The following is a 19,531-nucleotide window of genomic DNA, read 5'->3' on the forward strand; positions in this document are numbered from 1 at the left end:
CTATGAGCTTGCGCCGGGAAAATGCAAAGATGGTGGGCAAACTGGTCGTGATTGCGGCTGGCATGTTCGCTTTCGGATATGCACTGATCCCCATCTACAAGCACATTTGCGAGATGACCGGAATCAACATCCTGTCGCTGTCCGAGCGGCAGGTGCCCGGCAACGGCGTGGCGGGCAAAGACGCTCGTGTGCCCGCCAATACGCAGGTAGACAAGAGTCGCACCATCACGGTGGAGTTTGATGCCAATGCGCGTGGCCCCTGGGATTTCAAACCTGCGCAGCGCTCTGTGCAGGTACATCCGGGCGAGCTGACCACCGTGATGTACGAGTTCCAGAACGTGCAAAACCGTCGCATGGCCGCCCAGGCCATTCCGAGCTATGCGCCCCGTCAGGCTGCGGCGCACTTCACCAAGCTGGAATGCTTTTGCTTCAACCAGTACACGCTGGAGCCTGGTGAGAAAAAGGAATGGCCTGTCGCGTTTGTCATTGATCCTCGCCTTTCGAAAGACGTGACCACCATCACGCTGTCGTACACCTTCTTTGAGGTCGGGGGCAAGACGCCGCCAGCACCTGAGTCCACCGCTGCAGCGCCTGCGCTACAGATGCAGAAAGCAGGTTCATGACATCCGTGGAGCCTTCAGCCAAAGTGCCAGCCACGCAGCGCAAGGGTTCTTTGCTGCGTACCGTGCGCGCAGTCGCCTGGTCGCTGATTGGTTTGCGCAAAGGGGCCGAATACGCTCAGGATGTCGAGAAGCTGAACCCCATCCACATCATCGTCGTGGGGCTCGTGGCGGTTTTTACTCTGGTGCTGGCGTTGATTGCGCTGGTCAACTGGATTGTGTGACCCAGTGGTTTGCCCCCGAAACGGATAACAACGATTTAGAGAGAGTCAGGAGCTGAAATGAGTGCATCAACACACGGCACAACACCGTACTACTACGTGCCAGCAGAGTCTCGTCATCCTGTGATGGCGGCTGCCGGGCTGTTTTTTGTCATCCTCGGTGCTGGCCAGTGGATCAATGGCCACGAGTGGGGCAAGTATTCCCTGGCACTAGGCCTGGTGTGGTGGCTTTTCGTCCTGTACCAATGGTTCCGTGACGCCGCCCGTGAAAGCGAAGGCGGGTTGTACGGCCACAAGATTGATTTGTCTTACCGCTGGAGCATGAGCTGGTTCATCTTCTCGGAAGTCATGTTCTTCGGTGCATTCTTTACCGCGCTGTGGTGGGCACGGTCGCATTCAGTGCCTGCATTGGGCAGCCTGGACAATGCCTTGCTCTGGCCAGACTTCAAGGCGGTGTGGCCCAGCGTTTCAGCGGGTGTCACAGCTTCTCCAGCGGGTACGGTGGAGCCGTTCCAGACCGTGGGCCCTTTCTGGCTGCCCACCATCAACACTGCTTTGCTGCTGACATCGGGTGTGACGCTGACGATTGCCCACCACGCTCTGCGTGAGAACCAGCGTGGCAAAACCATTGCCTTCATGTGGGCGACTGTGCTCCTGGGTATCGTGTTCCTGGCCGTGCAGGGCTATGAGTACTACCACCTCTACACCGATCTGAACCTCAAGCTGTCCTCCGGCATCTTTGGCTCCACATTTTTCATGTTGACCGGCTTTCACGGCTTCCACGTTTTTGTGGGCATGCTGATGCTGTTGTTCATCACGCTGCGTCTGCAAAAGGGTCATTTCACGGCAGACAAGCACTTTGGTTTTGAAGGTGCGGCCTGGTACTGGCACTTTGTGGACGTGGTTTGGCTGGGTCTTTACGTGCTGGTTTACTGGATGTGACAGCAACGAAGAGGACGCCCGTTTGTCGGGTGGTCCCTTCGAGGGGCTGCACAGCCCTGCGTGCCAGGCCTAGTCTGCCGATCAAGGTCACTCAACAAAAAAGCGCCGTGAGGCGCTTTTTTGTTGGACAGTCAGATGTGCCAGAGGCAAACGTCTGTGGATTGGAAAACGGCTTACCGGGTTGCCGGTAAACCGGTAGGCTGGATATAGCCCAGTTGCCATGCCACCAGAATGCACAGGAACAGCACGACCGAAAGGCCTACCCGTACTGCCAGCGCGCGGGCCATGCGGTTACCCTTGGTGCGGTCATTGCCTCCGTTGCGCATCATGAAGAACAGCGCAGAGCCAAGGCTGGCCAGGATTCCCACGAATGCAACAATCACAAGGTATTTCATGAAAGGCATTATCCCGTGACACCTCGCTCACGTACACAGTGGGTGCTTTTCATCGTGATCACCGTGGCAGCCATTGCGGCCATGACCGTGACTGCCATGCTGGGCCGCTGGCAGCTGGGGCGGGCCCAGGAGAAGCTGGACTACCAGGCACAGATCGAAACCCGAGCTGCCATGCTCCCGCTCAAGGGTGCTGACTTGCCCGTAGACATCTCTGCGGAGGGCGCAGCCTTGCTGCACCGTGCCGTGGCGCTGGAAGGCCGGTGGCTGCCTGAACACACGGTTTACCTGGACAACCGGCAGATGAACGGGCGCCCCGGCTTTTTTGTGTTGACCCCCCTGCTGCTGCATGACGCCCCTGTGGTTCTTCTGGTGCAGCGCGGCTGGATACCCCGCAACTTTCAGGACCGTACGCAACTTCCCCAGGTGGAGACACCTTCCGGTTGGATTCAGGTGAAGGGCCGGGTTGCCGCTGCCCCATCACGGCTTTATGAGTTGGGGGCGGGCGAGAGCGCGCTGGGGTCTTCTCGCATCCGGCAGAATCTGGACTTGGCTGCGTTTCGCAGTGAAACGCGGTTGCCGCTGTGGGGTCTCACCGTGGTTCAGGTAGGTGAGGCCAGCGAAGGCCTGCTGCGCGACTGGCCGGTGGTTGCCTCGGGTGTCGACAAGCACTACGGCTACGCATTTCAATGGTTCGGGCTTTGCGGCCTGATTGCACTTCTTTATGTCTGGTTCCAAATCATCCGACGCTTCGTTCGCCCACGCCGCCAGCGTACCCCCTGAGGTTGCGGCAGAGCACCCTCTGGGTTTGACCATTCATAACCTGCCAGAGGCGGGCCAGGCCATGGACGTTGCCCAGCGTACACGCCATGGCCGCTGGAAGATGCTGGGCGTGCTGCTGATTTGCGCTGCACCAGTGGTCGCCTCGTATTTGACCTACTACGTGATCCGCCCGGAAGGCAGGCGCAGCCATGGCGAGCTGATCGAGCCGCAACGGGCCATGCCCTCCATTGCTGCGACAACGCTGGAGGGTCAATCGGTGCCGTTGACTGACCTGCAAGGCCAGTGGCTGCTCGTCAGCGTGAGTGGTGGCGATTGCCAGGCCGATTGTCAAAAACACCTATATCTGCAGCGGCAGTTGCGTGAAAGCCTGGGCCGCGAAAAAGACCGCATGGATTGGGTCTGGTTGATCAACGATAACCAGCAGCCGCCAGCTACCCTCGCTCCAGCGCTGCAACAGGCGCAGGTGCGGCGCGTGGATGCCGCTGCTCTGGCGCAGTGGCTGGCGCCCGCCCCCGGGCACTCCCTTGCCGACCACATCTATGTGGTAGACCCCATGGGCCATTGGATGATGCGTTTTCCTGCCCCCATGGATGCTGCGGGTGCCGCCAAGGCCAAGAAGGACCTTGAGCGTCTGCTGCGTGCCTCTGCCTCGTGGGATCAACCGGGTCGTCCTGGAAAGCCGTCCTGACATGGAAACGCAACCTCTCTACGATCTCGCGCCCCTGGCAAGGCTGATGCTGCTGGGGTTGCTGATTGCCCTGGGCCCCTTGGCCTGGATTCGCTTTCGCAGCCGCGGGGCCTCGCCCACGCGCCGACTGCAGATGCTCACGGTGCTCACTCTGTTCCTCACGTTCGATCTCGTGCTGTTCGGCTCGTTCACCCGGCTCACGGATTCGGGCCTGGGCTGTCCGGACTGGCCCGGTTGCTACGGCAACGCCAGCCCCGTAGGCGCCCGCCACGAAATCGCTGCAGCACAAGAGGTCATGCCTACCGGCCCTGTAACGCACGGCAAGGCTTGGGTGGAGATGATCCACCGCTATTTGGCCACCGGTGTAGGGGTGCTGATCATTGTCATGACGGCATCTGCCTGGGTGCAGCGCCGCATGCAGGCACGGGCTGATGCTGACGCAGCACGCGGTGGCGTGGCCAAAGTCGATGGACTGCCCAGCCCGTGGTGGCCTACCTTCACCCTGTTCTGGGTGTGTCTGCAGGGGGCCTTTGGCGCGCTCACCGTCACCATGAAGCTTTTCCCCGCCATCGTCACCCTGCATTTGATGGGTGGGTTGGTACTGCTGGCCTTGCTCTGCGTGCAGGCCGTCCAGCACACGCGGGTGGCTTGCGGTGACTCCGCCGTGCAGGTCAGTGCGGGCCTTCGCTGGGCCATGTGGGCCGTGCTGGGTCTTCTGGGGCTGCAGGTGGCGCTGGGTGGTTGGGTCAGCACCAACTATGCCGTGCTGGCTTGTTCCACCTTTCCTACCTGCCAAGGCAGTTGGTGGCCCGATATGGACTTTGGCCAAGGATTCCAGATCTGGCGCGAACTGGGCTTGCTCAAGGATGGCTCGCACATCAGCTTTGCTGGCCTCACGGCCATTCATTACGTGCACCGGCTTGCGGCCTACGCGGTGCTGCTGGCTTTGGGCTGGCTGGCCTGGCGATTGCACCGCACTGCGGGTCTGCGGTCGCAGGCGCGCTGGCTGGCTGCCTTGGCCCTGCTGCAGCTTGCCACAGGCCTGTCCAACGTCGTGCTGGACTGGCCCTTGGTTGCCGCTGTGTTGCACACCGGCGGGGCTGCGGCCCTGGTGGTGGTGTTGACCTGGGGGCTTGCTGCCAGCCGTGCAGTGGCTGTGGCTGGAACCCCGATTGAGATTCATGCGCCTGCAAGGCGCGCCGAGAGTGTTTGAATGAGTGTTGCTGCCGTTTCCCCGCCGTCGCGTTTTGCGCAGTTCTATGCGCTGACCAAACCCCGCGTGGTGCAGCTGATCGTGTTTTGTGCACTGATTGGCATGGTGCTGGCCGTGCCGGGTCTGCCCAGTTGGCCTCAGGTGGGTCAGATGGCGCTGGCCAGCGCAGGCATCTGGCTGGTTGCAGGGGCTGCTGCCGCTTTCAATTGCATTGTGGAGCAGGGCATCGACGCGAAGATGAAACGCACCGCTTGGCGCCCCACGGCCAAGGGGGAGTTGTCCAACCAGGAGACTTTGCTGTTCTCTGCCGTGCTCTGCGCTGTAGGCTCGGCCTTGCTGTATGTCTGGATCAATCCACTGACCATGTGGCTGACCTTCGCCACTTTCGTTGGCTATGCGGTCATCTACACGGTGGTGCTGAAGCCGCTGACCCCTCAGAACATTGTCATCGGCGGAGCTTCGGGTGCCATGCCGCCCGTGCTGGGCTGGTCTTCGATGACGGGTGACGTGGGCCCCGAGGCTCTGATTCTCTTCCTCATCATTTTTCTGTGGACGCCCCCGCATTTCTGGGCCCTGGCGCTCTACCGGGTGGAGGACTACCGTAAATCGGGCCTGCCCATGCTGCCGGTGACCCATGGCAACGAGTTCACGCGGCTGCAGGTGTTTCTCTACACCATCATCCTCTTTGCGGGCTGCCTCATGCCCTTTGTTTACGGCATGAGCTCGTGGATTTACCTGGCTTTTGCCGTGGTGCTCAGCGCAGGTTTCTGTGCCTATGGTTTTGCCCTGTGGCGCAACTACTCTGATGCGCTGGCGCGCAAAACCTTCCGTTTTTCCCTGATTCACCTGAGCGTGCTGTTTGCCGCATTGCTGGTGGATCACTACGTTCTGTGATTACCATGAATACTAGAAATGCTATTAAATTAATAGCTGCCTGCGCTTTATTAACAGGCGCTGGGGCATTTTTGACTGCCTGTACGGAAAAGAAGGCCGAGTTCAAGGGTGTTGATGTGACAGGGGCGGAATACGCCCGAGACCTGCCCTTGACCGACCACAACGGGCAAGCCCGCAGCATCAAAGACTTTGCAGGCAAGGTGGTCGTGGTGTTTTTTGGCTTTACCCAATGCCCTGATGTGTGCCCCACATCCATGCAAGAGCTGGCGGAGGTCAAGCGCATGCTGGGGGCTGATGGGGACCGCCTGCAAGGCATTTTCGTCACCGTAGACCCGGAGCGTGACACCCCCGAAGTTCTGAAGGCCTACATGGGCAACTTTGACCCCACCTTCCTGGCTCTGCGGGGCGATGCGCAGCAACTGGCCGCGGTCGCCAAGGACTTCAAGATCTACTACAAAAAGGTGGAAGGCAAGACTCCCACCAGCTACACCATGGACCACTCCGCAGGCAGCTACGTCTATGACACCGCTGGCCGCCTGCGCGTCTACCACCGCTATGGCAGCGGTGCCCAGGCCTTGGCAGCGGACGTGAGCACACTGCTCAAGGAAAAAACCTGATTGGGATTGGATGGCCTCGCCATGAGGCCAATGACCCCAGCTGACTTGAAGCGGCTGCCTGGGGTTGCAGCCCTCTCGCTCATTCCGCCTTGATGCCCCGCTGGGCAATGATTTGTCCCATGGCAGCCGTGTCGGCCTTGATGCGGTTCGCCAAGCCCTCAGGCGCACTTCCCACCGCCTGCCACCCTTGCTGGAACAGCTTGGCTCGCACGTCGGGCGTGCGTGCAATCTCGGCAAGCGTGGTCGCCAGGCGTGCCTGAATCGCCTTGGGCATGGTGGCAGGCGCTGCAAAGGCGTTCCATATCTCCAGCTCAAAGCCTTGAATGCCCGCTTCCTTCAGACTGGGAATGTCGGGTGCAAGGGCGCTTCGGCCCGCAGAGGTCACTCCGATGGCGCGCAGCTTGCCCGCTTTCACCTGAGCCTGTGCCAGTGCCGGGGGCAACAGTGCCATTTGCAGCTGCCCACCCAGCATGGCGGTGGCCACCTGAGGGTAGCCGGGGTAGGGCACATGCACGGGGTTGATGCCGCTGCGTGCCTTGAGCAATTCGGTGCCAATATGACCCACTGTACCTACACCTGGCGTGCCATAGCTCCATTTGTCACCTGCCGCGCGTGCGGCTGCCAGAAACTCGCGTGCGTCCGCTGTGTTGGGCACCCCAGGCTGTTGCAGGGGGGCCGTCAGCACCAGTGGCGAAATGCCCACCAGCGTCAACGGAGCCAGATCCTTCTGTGGGTCATATTGCACGGCTGGGTTGATGAGCTTGGCAATGGTCATGTTGCCGTTGATCATCAGGCCGATGGTGTGATCGTCATGGGCCTTGGCTACGGCATCCGCACCGATATTCCCGCCAGCTCCCACCTTGTTTTCCACCACCACGGGCTGGCCAAGGGCTTTGGACAAAGGCTCGGAAAAAGTGCGAGCCGTCAGGTCCGGAGACGAACCGGGCGGGAATCCCACCACGATCTTGAGCGCCTTGTTGGGCCAGCCGGAGGCCGTATCCGTGGTGGCACTTTTCTGCGCCACAGCCCATGGGGAAATCATTGCAGCCGCCGCTGTCATCAACAGCGCACGGCGGGACATTGCCAGATGCATAGCGATCCTAGGAGATAAGTGGAAGTGTTAGAGGTTTAGCAGGGGCATAGCCCCTCACATTCACGTCACTGCACAGCCATGGTTTCGAATTTCAAAGCGTACCGCATTGGCTGGTCCTTATCGGCATCCCCCAAAACGAAAAAGCCCGCACAAGGCGGGCTCTCTGGTGAAACACGGGCTTCATACCGTTTCGGTCAATGCCTTCTTCATCTTCTTCATGGCAGCAACCTCGATTTGCCGGATGCGCTCGGCGCTCACGCCGTACACAGCAGCCAACTCGTGCAGCGTCATGCCGCCAGAGCCATCGTCGTTCACCTTCAGCCAGCGCTCTTCCACAATGCGGCGGCTGCGTTCGTCCAAGCTTGCCAAGGCGTTGGCAATCCCGTCAGAAGCCATGACATCACGCTGGCGCGACTCGATCATGGCGGTAGGCTCGTGCGAAGCGTCTGCCAGGTAGGCGATGGGGCCATAAGCCTGCTCGCCATCATCCGAAGGCGCTGGATCCAGCAGCACATCTCCGCCTGCCATGCGCGTTTCCATCTCAATGACTTCTTCACGCTTGACGTTGAGCTGGGCCGCCACGGTGTCGATTTCGCTGTCAGACAGCGTATCTCGGTGCGTTGCCAGTTCGGCCGCTCCTGCGTCGGCCTTGAAGCCTTGCTTCATGGAGCGCAGGTTGAAAAACAGCTTGCGCTGGGCTTTGGTGGTCGCCACCTTGACCATGCGCCAGTTTTTCAGGATGTACTCATGGATCTCAGCCTTGATCCAGTGCATGGCGTAGCTCACCAAGCGCACGCCCTGGTCAGGGTCAAAACGCTTGACAGCCTTCATGAGACCCACATTGCCTTCCTGGATCAGGTCGCCATGGGGCAAGCCATAGCCCAGGTATTGGCGCGAAATAGAGACCACCAGCCGCAGGTGTGACATCACCAGCCGGCCCGCAGCTTCCACATCGTTGTTTTCCTTGAGCTGGCGGGCGTACTTTTGCTCTTCCTCGGGCGTCAGCAGGGGCAACCTGTTGACGGCGGAGATGTACGCATCCAGGTTACCCAAAGCAGGGACCATGGCCCATGGGTTGACTGGGGCAACTGCGGTGATAGCGGTTCCAGATGAAAGTGTCATGCCGGGAATCCTTTCCTCAAGGGCATCATGTTAGCACTCGATTAGAGAGAGTGCTAAAGGCAAAGTTCCCATCGGGGTTTGGGGTTTTAAAAGCTCTCCCACTCATCATCCGCCCCACCGGCGGCCTTGGCACTGGCTGTAGCCTTGGGAGCGCCCCCTGCCCCCGCAGTGTTTGCCGCCCCGCTGGGCGCTGGCGCTGCCTTGGCCACTGGTGCCGCCAAGCTGGCCGCTGGCTTGTTGGTTGGAGTCTTGCCCAGCTTGGCTGCTGTCTGGCTTGTTTTGCCTGCCAAAGCACTCTTGGAGCTGTAGGCCGCTGCTGCGGCACGGCTGATGCTTGGCGCAGGGGCAGCGCTGCGGTAGCTGGCGTCTTGTGCGAGCTTGAAGACGGCCACGGCGTTGACGAGTTCTCCGGCCTGGCCATTGAGGCTGGCGGCCGCTGCGGCCATTTCTTCCACCAGGGCTGCGTTTTGCTGGGTGGCCTGGTCCATTTGCGTGACGGCTTCTCCCACCTGGCCTACGCCCTGGCTTTGTTCGCTGCTGGCGGCGCTGATCTCGCCCATGATGTCGGTGACGCGGCGGATGGCGGTGACGACTTCGGTCATGGTTTCACCGGCCTTGTCTACCAGGAGGCTGCCTTGCTCTACGCGCTCTACGCTGGCGGTGATGAGGCTCTTGATTTCCTTGGCGGCTTCTGCGCTGCGCTGGGCGAGGCTGCGCACTTCTCCGGCCACCACGGCAAAGCCGCGGCCTTGTTCGCCTGCACGGGCGGCTTCCACTGCGGCGTTCAGCGCCAGGATGTTGGTCTGGAAGGCGATGCCGTCGATGACGGTGATGATGTCGGCAATCTTGTTGCTGCTGGCGTTGATGCCTTTCATGGTCTCCACCACTTCGGCAACGACGGAGCCGCCTTGCTCTGCCACGCTGGAGGCGTTCATGGCCAGCTGGTTGGCGGTGCGGGCGTTGTCGGCGTTTTGCCGCACGGTGGAGCCGAGCTCTTCCATGGAGGCTGCGGTTTCCTGCAGGGCGCTGGCTTGCTGTTCGGTGCGCGCGCTCAGGTCGTTGTTGCCGGAGGCGATCTGGGCGCTGGCGGAGGCGACGCTTTCGGAGTTCTGGCGCACGACGGAGACGGTGCGCACGAGGCTTTGCTGCATGCGGGCCAGGGCGCTCAGGAGTTGGCCGGTTTCGTCTTGCGAGGTGACTTCGATGGGGGCTGTGAGGTCGCCTGCGGCAACTTGGTCTGCGATGACCACGGCGTGTGCCAGGGGGGCCGTGATGGAGCGGATCAGCCAGAGGGCCGCGGAGATAGCAACGGCAATGGCCAGTGCGGCAACCACCAGCAGGGTGTTGCGTGCGGTGGAATAGGTGGATTCGGAGTCCTGCTTGGCCTTGGCGGCACCATCGGCGTTGATTTTGACCAGGGCCTCCAGCATCTGGCCGCTGCGCTCGTACAGGGTGAGCGATTCGCTTTCAACAATGGCACGCGCCTCGTCGTTCTGGTTTTTGCGAGACAGCGCCAGAGCGCGATCATTGACAGCGATGTACTTGCCCCAATTGGCTGCAAATTCCTCGTAGAGCTTTTTCTCCTCGGGGCTGCTGATCAGACCTTCGTAGGTTTTGCGCAGTTGTGCCATCCGGGCCCTGCCTGCCTGCAACTGCTGATCGATCTTGGCCATCTTGCTGTCTTCTGTAGCCATGACATGCGAGAGAACAATCAGTCGTAACTGGGCCGCCTGTGCATCAATGGAGTTGATGACCTCCACGCTGGGTAGCCAGTTCTCGGAAATTTCTGCTGTGGCCGCCCGCATGCTGGACAGCTGGGACATGGCTGCCACGGCCAAGCCCAGCAGCATCAGCACCAGCACCGCAAAGGCGGCTGAGAGGCGGGTGGATATCTTCAAGTTTTTCATATAAGAGCCCATATTCAGTTGAGGGCCGTGTCTGCGACGTATTCTCCTCGCGACTTGGCCTGTCTGGCTCGAGCACAACGGCGTTGCAAGCAACGCGCTGTTTCTCCCATTTCATGCCACTGCACTGCGCCAGCAAAAAAGTACAGCGGCTCTCCTAACTGATCGATATTGTATTGTTAAACGTTAAAAATGATATAAGTTTTGAAAAAAATATCACATGGTTTTTCTGGGGGATTGAGCGGGGCCAACACCAGTTTTTGGCTGGACACCTCTGAACGGTGGGCTGGTGCTGTTATCAACAGACCAGTGTCACGCCAGCGCTTCCACGCAAGGGGACATATCTCCTCTTGCAAATTGCTCAAAGTCCGTCTGCGGCATGGGCCTGCCAAAGAAATAGCCCTGAAAAGCTCTGCACCCATGACGCAGCAGGAAGGTGTGGTGCGCTTCCGTCTCCACGCCTTCGGCAATCACAGAGAGGCCCAAGCTGTCCGCCAGCGCGATGATGGATCGTGCAATGGCTGCATCATTGGGGTCCACCAGCGCATCCCTCACAAAACCTTGGTCGATTTTGATCTGATCAAGCGGTAGTCGCTTGAGGTAGCTCAAGGATGAGTAGCCTGTACCGAAGTCATCCAGCGAAAAGCCCAGCCCTTGCGCGCGTAGCGCGTGCATGGTGGTGATGACGCTGTCCACGTTTTTCAGCAGCAGGCTCTCCGTCAACTCCAGCTTGATGCGTGTGGGGTCTGCTCCGCTGGTGCGTAGCAGGTCGAGCACCTGAGTCACGAAATCATCCTGGTGAAACTGCCTGGCGCTGACGTTGATGGACAGCGTGAGATCTGCAAGCTGCGGGTTTTGCCGCCACTGGGCCTGCTGGCGCAAGGCGGTCTCCATCACCCACCGGCCCAGCGGCAGGATCAGCCCGGTGTCCTCTGCCAATGCAATGAACTCGCCCGGCGGAACCATGCCATGCACAGGGTGCAGCCAGCGCACCAGGGCTTCTGCACCGCTGATGCGGCCCGCTTCGTCCACCTGGGGCTGGAACAAGAGCAGGAACTGGTTCTGCTTCAGCCCGTTGTACAGTTCGGCCTCCAGCGTGGCCCTGCGGTTGACGGCCTGCTGCATGTCTGGGTCAAAAAAGCACAGGGTGTTGCGCCCCGCGTCCTTGGCCCGGTACATGGCCATATCCGCCTGCTTGAGGACTTCGTCTACGGTAATACGCTGCCCGTGCAGCAGTGTGACGCCGATGCTGGCGGAGCAATGGTGCTCATGGCCGTGCAGGTCATAGGGTTGCGCCAGTTTGGCGCGCAGCATTTCGCCCAGCATGCGTGCCTGGCCTGCGGCTTCTGCGGGATCGCTGTCCAGGTTTTGCAGCACCACCACAAACTCGTCACCGCCTAGGCGTGCCACCGTATCCAGTTCACGCACATGGGTGCGAAGGCGGCGAGCCACCTCCATCAGCAGCAGGTCTCCCACCTCATGTCCACGGGTGTCGTTCAGTGTCTTGAAATTGTCCAGGTCCACAAACAGCACTGCCGTCGTCATGCCCGAACGCGCGCTGCCTGCAAGCACCTGCTGCAGCCTGTCTACCAGCAGGCGGCGGTTGGGCAGCTCCGTCAGCGCATCGTAAAAAGCCAGATACCGCACTTCATCTTCGGCGGCCTTGCGACCCGAAATATCGATGTCTATGCAAAACATTTCGGGTGGCTGGCCCGGAACGTTGATGTAGGCGTGGCTGGAGAACACGTCTACCAGGGTCCCATCCTTGCGCTGCAGTTGCAGTTCGCCAGCGGGGATGACCTCACCCGTGGCAAACATGTGTTCTACGTTGCTGCGCACTGTGTCGCGCATCACCGGCGGGATGATCAGATCGAACAGGCTGCTGCCCATGGCCTCTTCGGCGGTGTAGCCGTACAGCCGCTCTGAAGCCTTGTTCCAGTAGGTGGTGGTGCCATCTGCCAGATAGCCCTGGACAGAAATGGACGGAATATTGAGCAGCAGGGAGCGAAACCGCAGCTCAGATTCACGCAAAGCCGCTTCAGCCTGCTTGCGGTCGGTAATGTCGCGCGCCAGCAGCACCACGGCTTCTTCGCCCTGCACGGGCACATCCAGCGGCTGGGTGCGGCCCTCAAACTGGCGGGGGCCGTTCAATGTCTGGATTTCGTATTCCAGTGTTTGGGTATCTCCTGAGCGCAGGGTGTCATCGATCAACTGCAGGTAGCGTTGCGCCTGGTCAGCGGGCAGAACATCCTGCAAATGCCTGCCCTGCAGTTGCTGCGGGTGCGCCACCAGTGCATTTTTGTCGTGCGACAAGACCTCCAGATAACGTCCCCGCCGATCCATGACAAGCAACACATCCGGAATGGCTTGCGTGATCGCCTGCAGCCGTGCCGAACTCTCTGTGAGGGCCTGTTCGGTATGCAGGCGCTCTTCCACGTCGCGCAGCAGCATCCCCAGCATGGGCGTGGCCACCGTAAAGATCAGCAAAAAGGGGAGGGCTACCTTCTGGTTCAGGTGCTGGGCCACAGGGGCGGGTAAAAGCTGGAACGCAGCCAGCACCGCCAGATGCACGATCAGGCCAAACAGCAGCAGGGTGCGTGGCTCCACGTTCAACCGGCCTCGCTGGTAGGCATAACGGTATGCCAACCCCAGGCACACGCAGATCAGTGCTACCAGCACACCCACTGCCATGCCTTGCCCGCCGATCCACCAACGCCAGCCCATGGTCATGGTGGCGGCAATGGCGCCCACTACGGGGCCCCCAAACAACCCCGCCATGCTGAGCACCACCGAGCGTGCATCGAAGATGACGCCCGGCATCAGCACCACCGGCAGCAGCATCCCTACAACACAGATGCCGCCAAACAGGATGCCGGAGACGATTTGCCCCACCCAAGGCCGCTTACGCCAGACGCGGATGTTGACGCCGTGCAGAAAGCACAGCGCCAAGAGCAATGCGACGCCTTTGATGAGTTCCAGAAACATGGACCTGCGCCTGAGTTCGCGGAAGGCCCATGATGGGGGGATTGTGGCTTTTTGTAAACGGTAAAGCTGCCAAGGCGGCAGTTTTGCAGGGCGTTCGCTGAAGATGCCCCAAGAACGCCCTGCGCAGGACGTTCCTGAGACGGCTCCTAGGACAGCAGCGCCTGGGCGAACTCTCTGGCGTTGAAGGTTTCCAGGTCTTCCAGCTTTTCGCCCACGCCGATGAAGTACACCGGCACGGGCCGTTCCTGTGCAATGGCGGCCAGCACTCCGCCCTTGGCGGTGCCGTCCAGCTTGGTCACGACCAGACCGGTGAGTTGCAGGGCGTCATCAAAAGCGCGCACCTGTGCCAGGGCGTTCTGGCCGGTGTTGCCGTCTATCACCAGCAGCACTTCGTGCGGTGCGGTCTCATCGGCCTTGGTCACCACACGCTTGATCTTTTTCAGCTCTTCCATCAGGTGCAGCTGCGTGGGCAGGCGGCCTGCGGTGTCTACCAGCACCACATCTTTGTTGCGGGCTTTGCCTGCTTTCACCGCGTCAAAGCTCACGGCGGCGGGGTCGCCCCCTTCCTGGCTGACGATTTCCACGGTGTTGCGGTCAGCCCAGACGCCCAGCTGCTCCCGCGCAGCGGCGCGGAAGGTGTCGGCAGCAGCCAGCAGCACGCTGGCCCCTTCGTTGGCCAGGTGCTTGGTCAGCTTGCCGATGGACGTGGTTTTGCCCGCACCATTCACACCTGCCACCATGATGACGGTGGGCGTGTGCTCGCCAATCACCAGCGACTTTTCCAACGGGCGCAGCAGTTCGGCCAGGGCATCGGCCAGCAGGCCCTTGACGGCTGCAGGGTCAGTGGTTTTGGTCTCCTTCACCCGGCGCTTCAGGTCGGTCAGCAAGTGCTGGGTGGCTTTCACACCGGTGTCGGCCATCAACAGGGCCTCTTCCAGCTCTTCGTACAGCGCATCGTCGATTTGCGTTCCGGTGAACACAGTGGCGATGCTGGAGCCGGTTTTGCGCAGGCCCGCCTTGAGCCGGTCCAGCCAGCCCTTGCGCTCCGGCGCAGGGGCGACCGCGACAACAGGCGCTGGTGGCGGGGGTTGAACTGCCACCGCAGGAGTCACCGGTGGGGTGGCGCTGGGCGCTGCCTGCACCGGTGGCTGCACGGCCTGCGGCACGGCGGGCGCGGGCAGCTCGGCAGGTGCAGGGGATGGAGCTGCTACCGGGGCTGCGGGCGGCTGGACAACGGGCGCTGCAGGCTGCGCAACCACGGGCGCCGGAATCGGCGCGGGAGCCACGGAAGGCGCAGAGGCAGGCGCAGGTGTGGGCGACGGAGCAGGAGCCTTGCTGCCAAACGGATTGCGCAGCCAGCCAAATCCACCCGTAGGGGCCGGGGCAGGCTCTGCTGCGGGCGCAGCGACTGGTGCCGAGGCGGGTGCCTGCGCAGACGGGGTTGCGGGTGCAGCCGCATCGGCGGGTGCGGGCGAGGGTGCGGGCTTTTTCTTGAAAAAACTGAACATTGGCGGGTTCTTAGAATCACTGCATTCTATGAAACGCGCTTTCACCCTACTGGGCCTGCTGGCCTGCATCAGTGCCGGGGCCGCCACCAGCGTGGCTGCACCGGGTTCCGAACCATCCACCGTTCTGGCTGCAGCCCCTGCTGCGGCGCGACCGGCTGCCCATGCGGCGGCTGTGCCTGCAGGTACTGCAGCGGGCTCTTCTGCGGTGACGAGCAATGCTGCCGGGGCCCAGCTTTTCACGCTGGCCAACGGCATGCAGCTCATCGTGCAGCCAGACCACCGTGCGCCCACCGCCGTGCACATGGTGTGGGTGCGGGTGGGTTCCATGGACGAAGTGGACGGCACCTCGGGCGTGGCCCATGTGCTGGAGCACATGATGTTCAAGGGCTCCAAGACGGTGCCGCCGGGCGATTTCTCGCGCCGCGTGGCTGCGCTGGGGGGGCGCGAGAACGCCTTCACCAGCCGCGACTACACCGGCTACTACCAGCAGATTCCGGCCCAGCGCCTGGAAGACGTGATGCGGCTGGAGTCAGACCGGTTTGCCAACATGCACTGGCCTGACGACGAATTCAAAAAGGAAATCGAGGTCGTTAAGGAAGAGCGCCGCCTGCGCACCGAAGACCAGCCCCGCGCCATGCTGGCCGAGCAGCTGTTTGCCACGGCCTTCAACGCATCGCCCTATCGCCGTCCCATCGTGGGCTGGATGAGCGATCTGGACGCCATGACACCGAACGATGTGCGCGCCTTCCATCGCCAGTGGTACTCGCCACACAACGCTGTGGTGGTCGTTGCGGGCGATGTGGACGTGGCCAAGGTGCGCGCGCTGGCCGAAAAGTACTACGGCACCTTGCCCGTGCGTGCCCTGCCTGAGCGCAAGCCCCGCGTGGAGCCGCAGCAGCAGGGCCTGCGCCGCGTGGTGGTGAAGGCCCCGGCCGAGCAAGCCTATGTGGCGCTGGCCTTCAAGGTGCCCTCACTCACCCGTGTGCAAGACCTGCAGGAGGGCGACCGCGATGCGCTGTCGCTGCTGGTGCTGTCTGCCGTGCTCAGCGGCTACGACGGTGCGCGGCTGGAGCGAGCCCTGAGCCAGGGTGAGCAGCCCGTGGCCGACAACGCAGGCAGCTCCGCCATGATCACGGGCCGTGGCCCCTCCCTGTTCATGTTGACCGGTGTGCCCGCTGCGGGCAAAACCGCCCAGCAGGTGGAAGAAGCCCTGCGCGCCGAAGTGGCCCGCGTGGCCCGCGAGGGCGTGAGCGAAGCCGAACTGGCCCGCGTCAAGACGCAGTGGATTGCCTCCACCGTGTACGAGCGCGACTCGGTACAGAACCAGGCCCAGGAGCTGGGCGGCAACTGGGTGCAAGGCTTTCCGCTGGATGCGGAAGAGCGCCTGCTGACTCTGCTGCGCACCGTGACCGTGGATGAGGTCAAAGCCGTGGCAGCCAAGTATTTTGGCGACGACCAGCTCACCGTGGCCACCCTGGTGCCCCAGCCGCTGGAAGGTGCCCGCAAGCGCCCCGCACTGCCCGCCGGTGCCGTCATCCGCTGATACCGCCCAGAACCTGGAAAAACAACATGATTGCTATCAAAAAAGTAGCTTCCAGCGCTCTGTTGGCGTGCGCCGGAATGGTTTTTTATGCCACCCCCGCCTGGGCGCTGCTGCCCATACAGCACTGGACGGAGCCCAACGGCGCCAAAGTCTGGCTGGTGGAAAGCCCCGTGATCCCCATGGTGGATGTGCAAATCGACTTTGACGCAGGCAGCCGCCGCGACCCTGCCGCGCAGGCAGGACTTGCCAGCAGCGTGGCGCTGATGGCCTCCAAGGGCGTCAAGGGGGGCGCGGAAGGGCAGGGCGGCGAGGCCCCGCTGGATGAAAACGCCCTGGGCGAGGCCTGGGCCGACCTTGGCGCATCGCTGGAAGTGGGGGCGGACAACGACGCTTTGCACTACTCGCTGCGCTCCCTCACCGATGCGCCCCTGCTGGACCGCGCCGCACGCTTGGCCGCCCGCCAACTGGCCGAGCCGAGCTGGCCTGCCGACATCTGGGCGCGCGACCGCGCCCGCTGGACGGCCAGCCTGCGCGAAGCCGCCACGCGCCCTGCCAATGTGGCGGGTGACGCCTTTGCCACCGCCGTGTATGGCAGCCACCCCTACGGCCAGCGGCCCACGCCCGAGACACTGGCCCGCATCAGCGTGCAGGACATGCAGCGCTTTCACACCCAGATGGTGGCCGCGTGCCGCGCCCGCGTGAGCATCGTCGGGGCGGTGACCCGCGCGCAAGCGCAAGAGCTGGTCGCCAAGCTGCTGGCCCGCTTGCCCGCCAGCCAGGGCGACTGCGCTGCGTTGCCCGCCGTGCCGGAGGTCGAGCCCTTGAAGGCTGCGGCAGAGCAGGTCATCCCCTTTGCCTCCGCCCAGGCCCATGTGCTCATCGGCCAGCCCGGCTTTCCGCGGCGCGACCCGGACTTTTTGGCCCTGCTGGTGGGCAACCACATTTTGGGCGGCGGCGGCTTTGTGTCGCGCCTGACGGAGGAAGTGCGCGAAAAGCGCGGCCTGAGCTACAGCGTCTACAGCTACTTTGCGGGTGGCCTGAACGCCGGTGCCTTCACCATCGGCCTGCAAACCCGGCCTGACCAGGCCGCCCAGGCCGTGAAGGTGGCACGCGACGTGGTGCAGCGCTTTGTGGCCGAGGGCCCCACCGAGGCCGAGCTGCGCGCCGCCAAGGACAACCTGATCGGTGGCTTTGCGCTGCGCATCGACAGCAACAAAAAGCTGCTGGGCAACGTGGCCAACATCGCCTGGAACAACCTGCCTCTGGACTACCTGGACCACTGGACGCAAAAGGTGGAAGCGCTCACCTTGGCCGATGTGCGCGCCGCCATGGCCCGCAAGCTGCAGCCTGAGCGCATGGTCACCGTGGTGGTCGGGGGCAAGCCATGAGCCGCTCTACCCTCAAAACCAGCGCCATCAACGCAGAAATCCGCAAGGCCCAGGCCGCTGCCGCAATGCCCTCTGCCCCGGCTGGCAAAAAGGGCGCAGCCAAAGACAAGCCCGCCGCCCCAGCCCTCAAAGGTGCGGGCGAGGTGCGCATCATTGGCGGCCTGTGGAAGCGCACCCGTCTGGCAGTGGCCCAGCGCCCCGGCCTGCGCCCCACGCCTGATCGTGTACGCGAAACCCTTTTCAACTGGCTGGGCCAAGACCTGAGCGGCTGGCGCTGCCTGGACGCCTTTGCAGGCACTGGCGCGCTGGGGCTGGAGGCCGCCTCACGCGGTGCCAGCAGCGTGCAGCTGGTGGAAAGCGACGCCGGGCTGGTGGCGCAACTCCACACCCTGCAGCAGCGCCTGCAGGCCAGCGCCGTGCGCGTGCAGCGCGGCGACGGCGTGGCTGCCCTCAAGCAGGCCGCATCCGGCAGCCTGGACCTGGTGCTGCTGGACCCGCCGTTTGACAGCGACTTCTTCACCCCCGCCCTGCAAGCTGCCTCCCAAGCGCTGACAGCGCAGGGATTTGTGTACCTGGAAGCTCCCCGCGTCTGGGCCGACGACGAACTGGCCGCCTGGGGCCTGGCCGTGCACCGCTACCTCAAGGCGGGCGCGGTGCATGCGCACCTGCTGCGCCGCGTTGCGCCTTCTTGATCCGGCCGTTGAACAGGTTCTAAGCGTGCCTCAACCATTCCCTGAGCGAAGTTGAAAGCCCGCGCCGGATTTCGAGAAGCTCAGCCCGAACGGATGCTTCAAGTTCAAAGGTGCAGGTTCAATGTAAAGGCATTTAGGATTGCTATTGAATTAATAGCTGCTTGCGCTTGTGGATAAAGCGCTGGGGTCTGTTTTTGTGTAAACAGAGGGGTGATCCGCCCCGTGCCCCTCGGTTCATGTTGCACTGCACTGCATAATGCCCGCTCGCGGCCCCCGAGCCGCCCACAGGAGACAAAACCGCCATGGCCCAGAACGTGATCGCCGTCTACCCCGGAACCTTCGACCCCATCACCCTGGGTCATGAAGATGTCGTGCGCCGAGCCACTCAGCTCTTCGGCCATGTGATCGTGGCCGTGGCCGCAGGCCACCACAAAAAGACCCTGTTCAGCCTGGAAGAGCGCATCGACATGGTGCGCGAAGCCACACGCCAATACCCCCAGGTGCAGGTCGAAAGCTTCTCAGGCCTGCTGCGCGACTTTGTGGTGGCACGCGGCGGCAAAGCCATGGTGCGCGGCCTGCGTGCCGTGACCGACTTTGACTACGAATTCCAGCTCGCCGGCATGAACCGCAGCCTGATGCCGCAGGTGGAAACCGTCTTCCTCACCCCCAGCGACAAATACCAGTTCATCAGCAGCACCTTCGTGCGCGAGATTGCCGTGTTGGGCGGCGAGGTGGACAAGTTCGTGTCGCCCGTGGTGCAAGAGCGGCTGGCAGCGAAGGTGCGGGGGATGGTGGCGGGGTGAGCGAGGCTGAAAGCGAATTGCAGCCAGAAGCGAACATGCTCGCTGTCCGGCTTGGCGTTCGCTTCTACTGAATTGATAGCTACCAGCGCTTGTCCCGTAAGCGCTGGAAGCCATTCGGATGGA

At 62.3% G+C, this 19,531-nt stretch carries 18 protein-coding genes; 12 read left to right on the forward strand and 6 right to left on the reverse strand.

Features of this window, described 5'->3' with window-relative positions; genetic code table 11:
* Positions 1-2 precede the first annotated feature (2 nt).
* Genes AACH87_RS05890 through AACH87_RS05900 form a run of 3 tightly spaced genes read left to right on the forward strand, consistent with a single transcriptional unit; the run spans position 3 to position 1,783 of the window.
* Positions 3-623: a cytochrome c oxidase assembly protein gene (locus AACH87_RS05890; RefSeq protein ID WP_338797836.1), complete on the forward strand. Its 621-nt coding sequence runs from the start codon at positions 3-5 to the stop codon at positions 621-623.
* A complete protein-coding gene (locus AACH87_RS05895) occupies positions 620-844 on the forward strand; it encodes a DUF2970 domain-containing protein (RefSeq protein WP_338797838.1) in 225 nt (74 codons plus the stop codon). The genes AACH87_RS05890 and AACH87_RS05895 overlap by 4 nt, the downstream gene beginning before the upstream one ends.
* Positions 845-901: 57 nt before the next feature.
* A complete protein-coding gene (locus tag AACH87_RS05900) occupies positions 902-1,783 on the forward strand; it encodes a cytochrome c oxidase subunit 3 (RefSeq protein ID WP_338797840.1) in 882 nt (293 codons plus the stop codon).
* A 173-nt stretch (positions 1,784-1,956) separates the two neighbouring features.
* Here AACH87_RS05900 and AACH87_RS05905 read toward each other — a convergent pair whose 3' ends face one another.
* Positions 1,957-2,178, reverse strand: a complete 222-nt coding sequence (locus AACH87_RS05905) for a twin transmembrane helix small protein (RefSeq protein ID WP_338797841.1) — start codon at positions 2,176-2,178, stop codon at positions 1,957-1,959.
* A gap of 81 nt (positions 2,179-2,259) precedes the next feature.
* Here AACH87_RS05905 and AACH87_RS05910 point away from each other — a divergent pair, with 81 nt between their 5' ends.
* Genes AACH87_RS05910 through AACH87_RS05930 form a run of 5 tightly spaced genes read left to right on the forward strand, consistent with a single transcriptional unit; the run spans position 2,260 to position 6,370 of the window.
* Complete coding sequence (locus AACH87_RS05910) at positions 2,260-2,958, forward strand: SURF1 family protein (RefSeq protein ID WP_338798864.1); 699 nt, start codon at positions 2,260-2,262, stop codon at positions 2,956-2,958.
* Complete coding sequence (locus AACH87_RS05915; RefSeq protein ID WP_338797842.1) at positions 2,900-3,646, forward strand: hypothetical protein; 747 nt, start codon at positions 2,900-2,902, stop codon at positions 3,644-3,646. Before AACH87_RS05910 ends, AACH87_RS05915 begins: the two co-directional genes overlap by 59 nt.
* 1 nt (position 3,647) lies before the next feature.
* Complete coding sequence (locus tag AACH87_RS05920; RefSeq protein ID WP_338797843.1) at positions 3,648-4,859, forward strand: COX15/CtaA family protein; 1,212 nt, start codon at positions 3,648-3,650, stop codon at positions 4,857-4,859.
* Positions 4,860-5,753: a heme o synthase gene (gene cyoE / locus AACH87_RS05925; RefSeq protein WP_338797845.1), complete on the forward strand. Its 894-nt coding sequence runs from the start codon at positions 4,860-4,862 to the stop codon at positions 5,751-5,753.
* A 5-nt stretch (positions 5,754-5,758) separates the two neighbouring features.
* The gene (locus tag AACH87_RS05930; RefSeq protein WP_338797846.1) at positions 5,759-6,370 is read left to right on the forward strand and encodes an SCO family protein; all 612 of its coding nucleotides are present in this window, start codon (positions 5,759-5,761) and stop codon (positions 6,368-6,370) included.
* A gap of 79 nt (positions 6,371-6,449) precedes the next feature.
* Here the strand turns inward: AACH87_RS05930 and AACH87_RS05935 are convergent, their stop codons facing one another.
* The 5 genes from AACH87_RS05935 to ftsY all read right to left on the reverse strand — a co-directional run bounded on the left by AACH87_RS05935 (position 6,450) and on the right by ftsY (position 14,982).
* Positions 6,450-7,451, reverse strand: coding sequence for a tripartite tricarboxylate transporter substrate binding protein (locus tag AACH87_RS05935; protein WP_338797848.1), 1,002 nt, complete (start codon positions 7,449-7,451; stop codon positions 6,450-6,452).
* Positions 7,452-7,643: 192 nt separating this feature from the next.
* Positions 7,644-8,585: an RNA polymerase sigma factor RpoH gene (rpoH, locus tag AACH87_RS05940; protein WP_338797849.1), complete on the reverse strand. Its 942-nt coding sequence runs from the start codon at positions 8,583-8,585 to the stop codon at positions 7,644-7,646.
* An 86-nt stretch (positions 8,586-8,671) separates the two neighbouring features.
* The gene (locus AACH87_RS05945; RefSeq protein WP_338797850.1) at positions 8,672-10,492 is read right to left on the reverse strand and encodes a methyl-accepting chemotaxis protein; all 1,821 of its coding nucleotides are present in this window, start codon (positions 10,490-10,492) and stop codon (positions 8,672-8,674) included.
* A 309-nt stretch (positions 10,493-10,801) separates the two neighbouring features.
* Positions 10,802-13,474: an EAL domain-containing protein gene (locus tag AACH87_RS05950; protein ID WP_338797851.1), complete on the reverse strand. Its 2,673-nt coding sequence runs from the start codon at positions 13,472-13,474 to the stop codon at positions 10,802-10,804.
* A gap of 146 nt (positions 13,475-13,620) precedes the next feature.
* Positions 13,621-14,982: a signal recognition particle-docking protein FtsY gene (ftsY, locus tag AACH87_RS05955; RefSeq protein ID WP_338797852.1), complete on the reverse strand. Its 1,362-nt coding sequence runs from the start codon at positions 14,980-14,982 to the stop codon at positions 13,621-13,623.
* Positions 14,983-15,010: 28 nt separating this feature from the next.
* On the opposite strand from ftsY, the gene AACH87_RS05960 reads away from it, so the two are divergent.
* The 4 genes from AACH87_RS05960 to coaD all read left to right on the forward strand — a co-directional run bounded on the left by AACH87_RS05960 (position 15,011) and on the right by coaD (position 19,408).
* Positions 15,011-16,525: a pitrilysin family protein gene (locus AACH87_RS05960; RefSeq protein ID WP_338797853.1), complete on the forward strand. Its 1,515-nt coding sequence runs from the start codon at positions 15,011-15,013 to the stop codon at positions 16,523-16,525.
* A 26-nt stretch (positions 16,526-16,551) separates the two neighbouring features.
* Positions 16,552-17,913, forward strand: a complete 1,362-nt coding sequence (locus tag AACH87_RS05965; RefSeq protein WP_338797854.1) for a pitrilysin family protein — start codon at positions 16,552-16,554, stop codon at positions 17,911-17,913.
* A complete protein-coding gene (gene rsmD / locus AACH87_RS05970) occupies positions 17,910-18,605 on the forward strand; it encodes a 16S rRNA (guanine(966)-N(2))-methyltransferase RsmD (protein ID WP_338797855.1) in 696 nt (231 codons plus the stop codon). The genes AACH87_RS05965 and rsmD overlap by 4 nt, the downstream gene beginning before the upstream one ends.
* A 302-nt stretch (positions 18,606-18,907) precedes the next feature.
* Entirely contained in the window at positions 18,908-19,408 is a 501-nt protein-coding gene (gene coaD / locus AACH87_RS05975) for a pantetheine-phosphate adenylyltransferase (RefSeq protein ID WP_338797856.1), read from the forward strand.
* The last annotated feature ends 123 nt before the right edge of the window (positions 19,409-19,531 follow it).

The organism is Acidovorax sp. DW039, from assembly GCF_037101375.1.
In the GTDB taxonomy this organism is placed as follows: Bacteria; Pseudomonadota; Gammaproteobacteria; order Burkholderiales; family Burkholderiaceae_C; genus Acidovorax.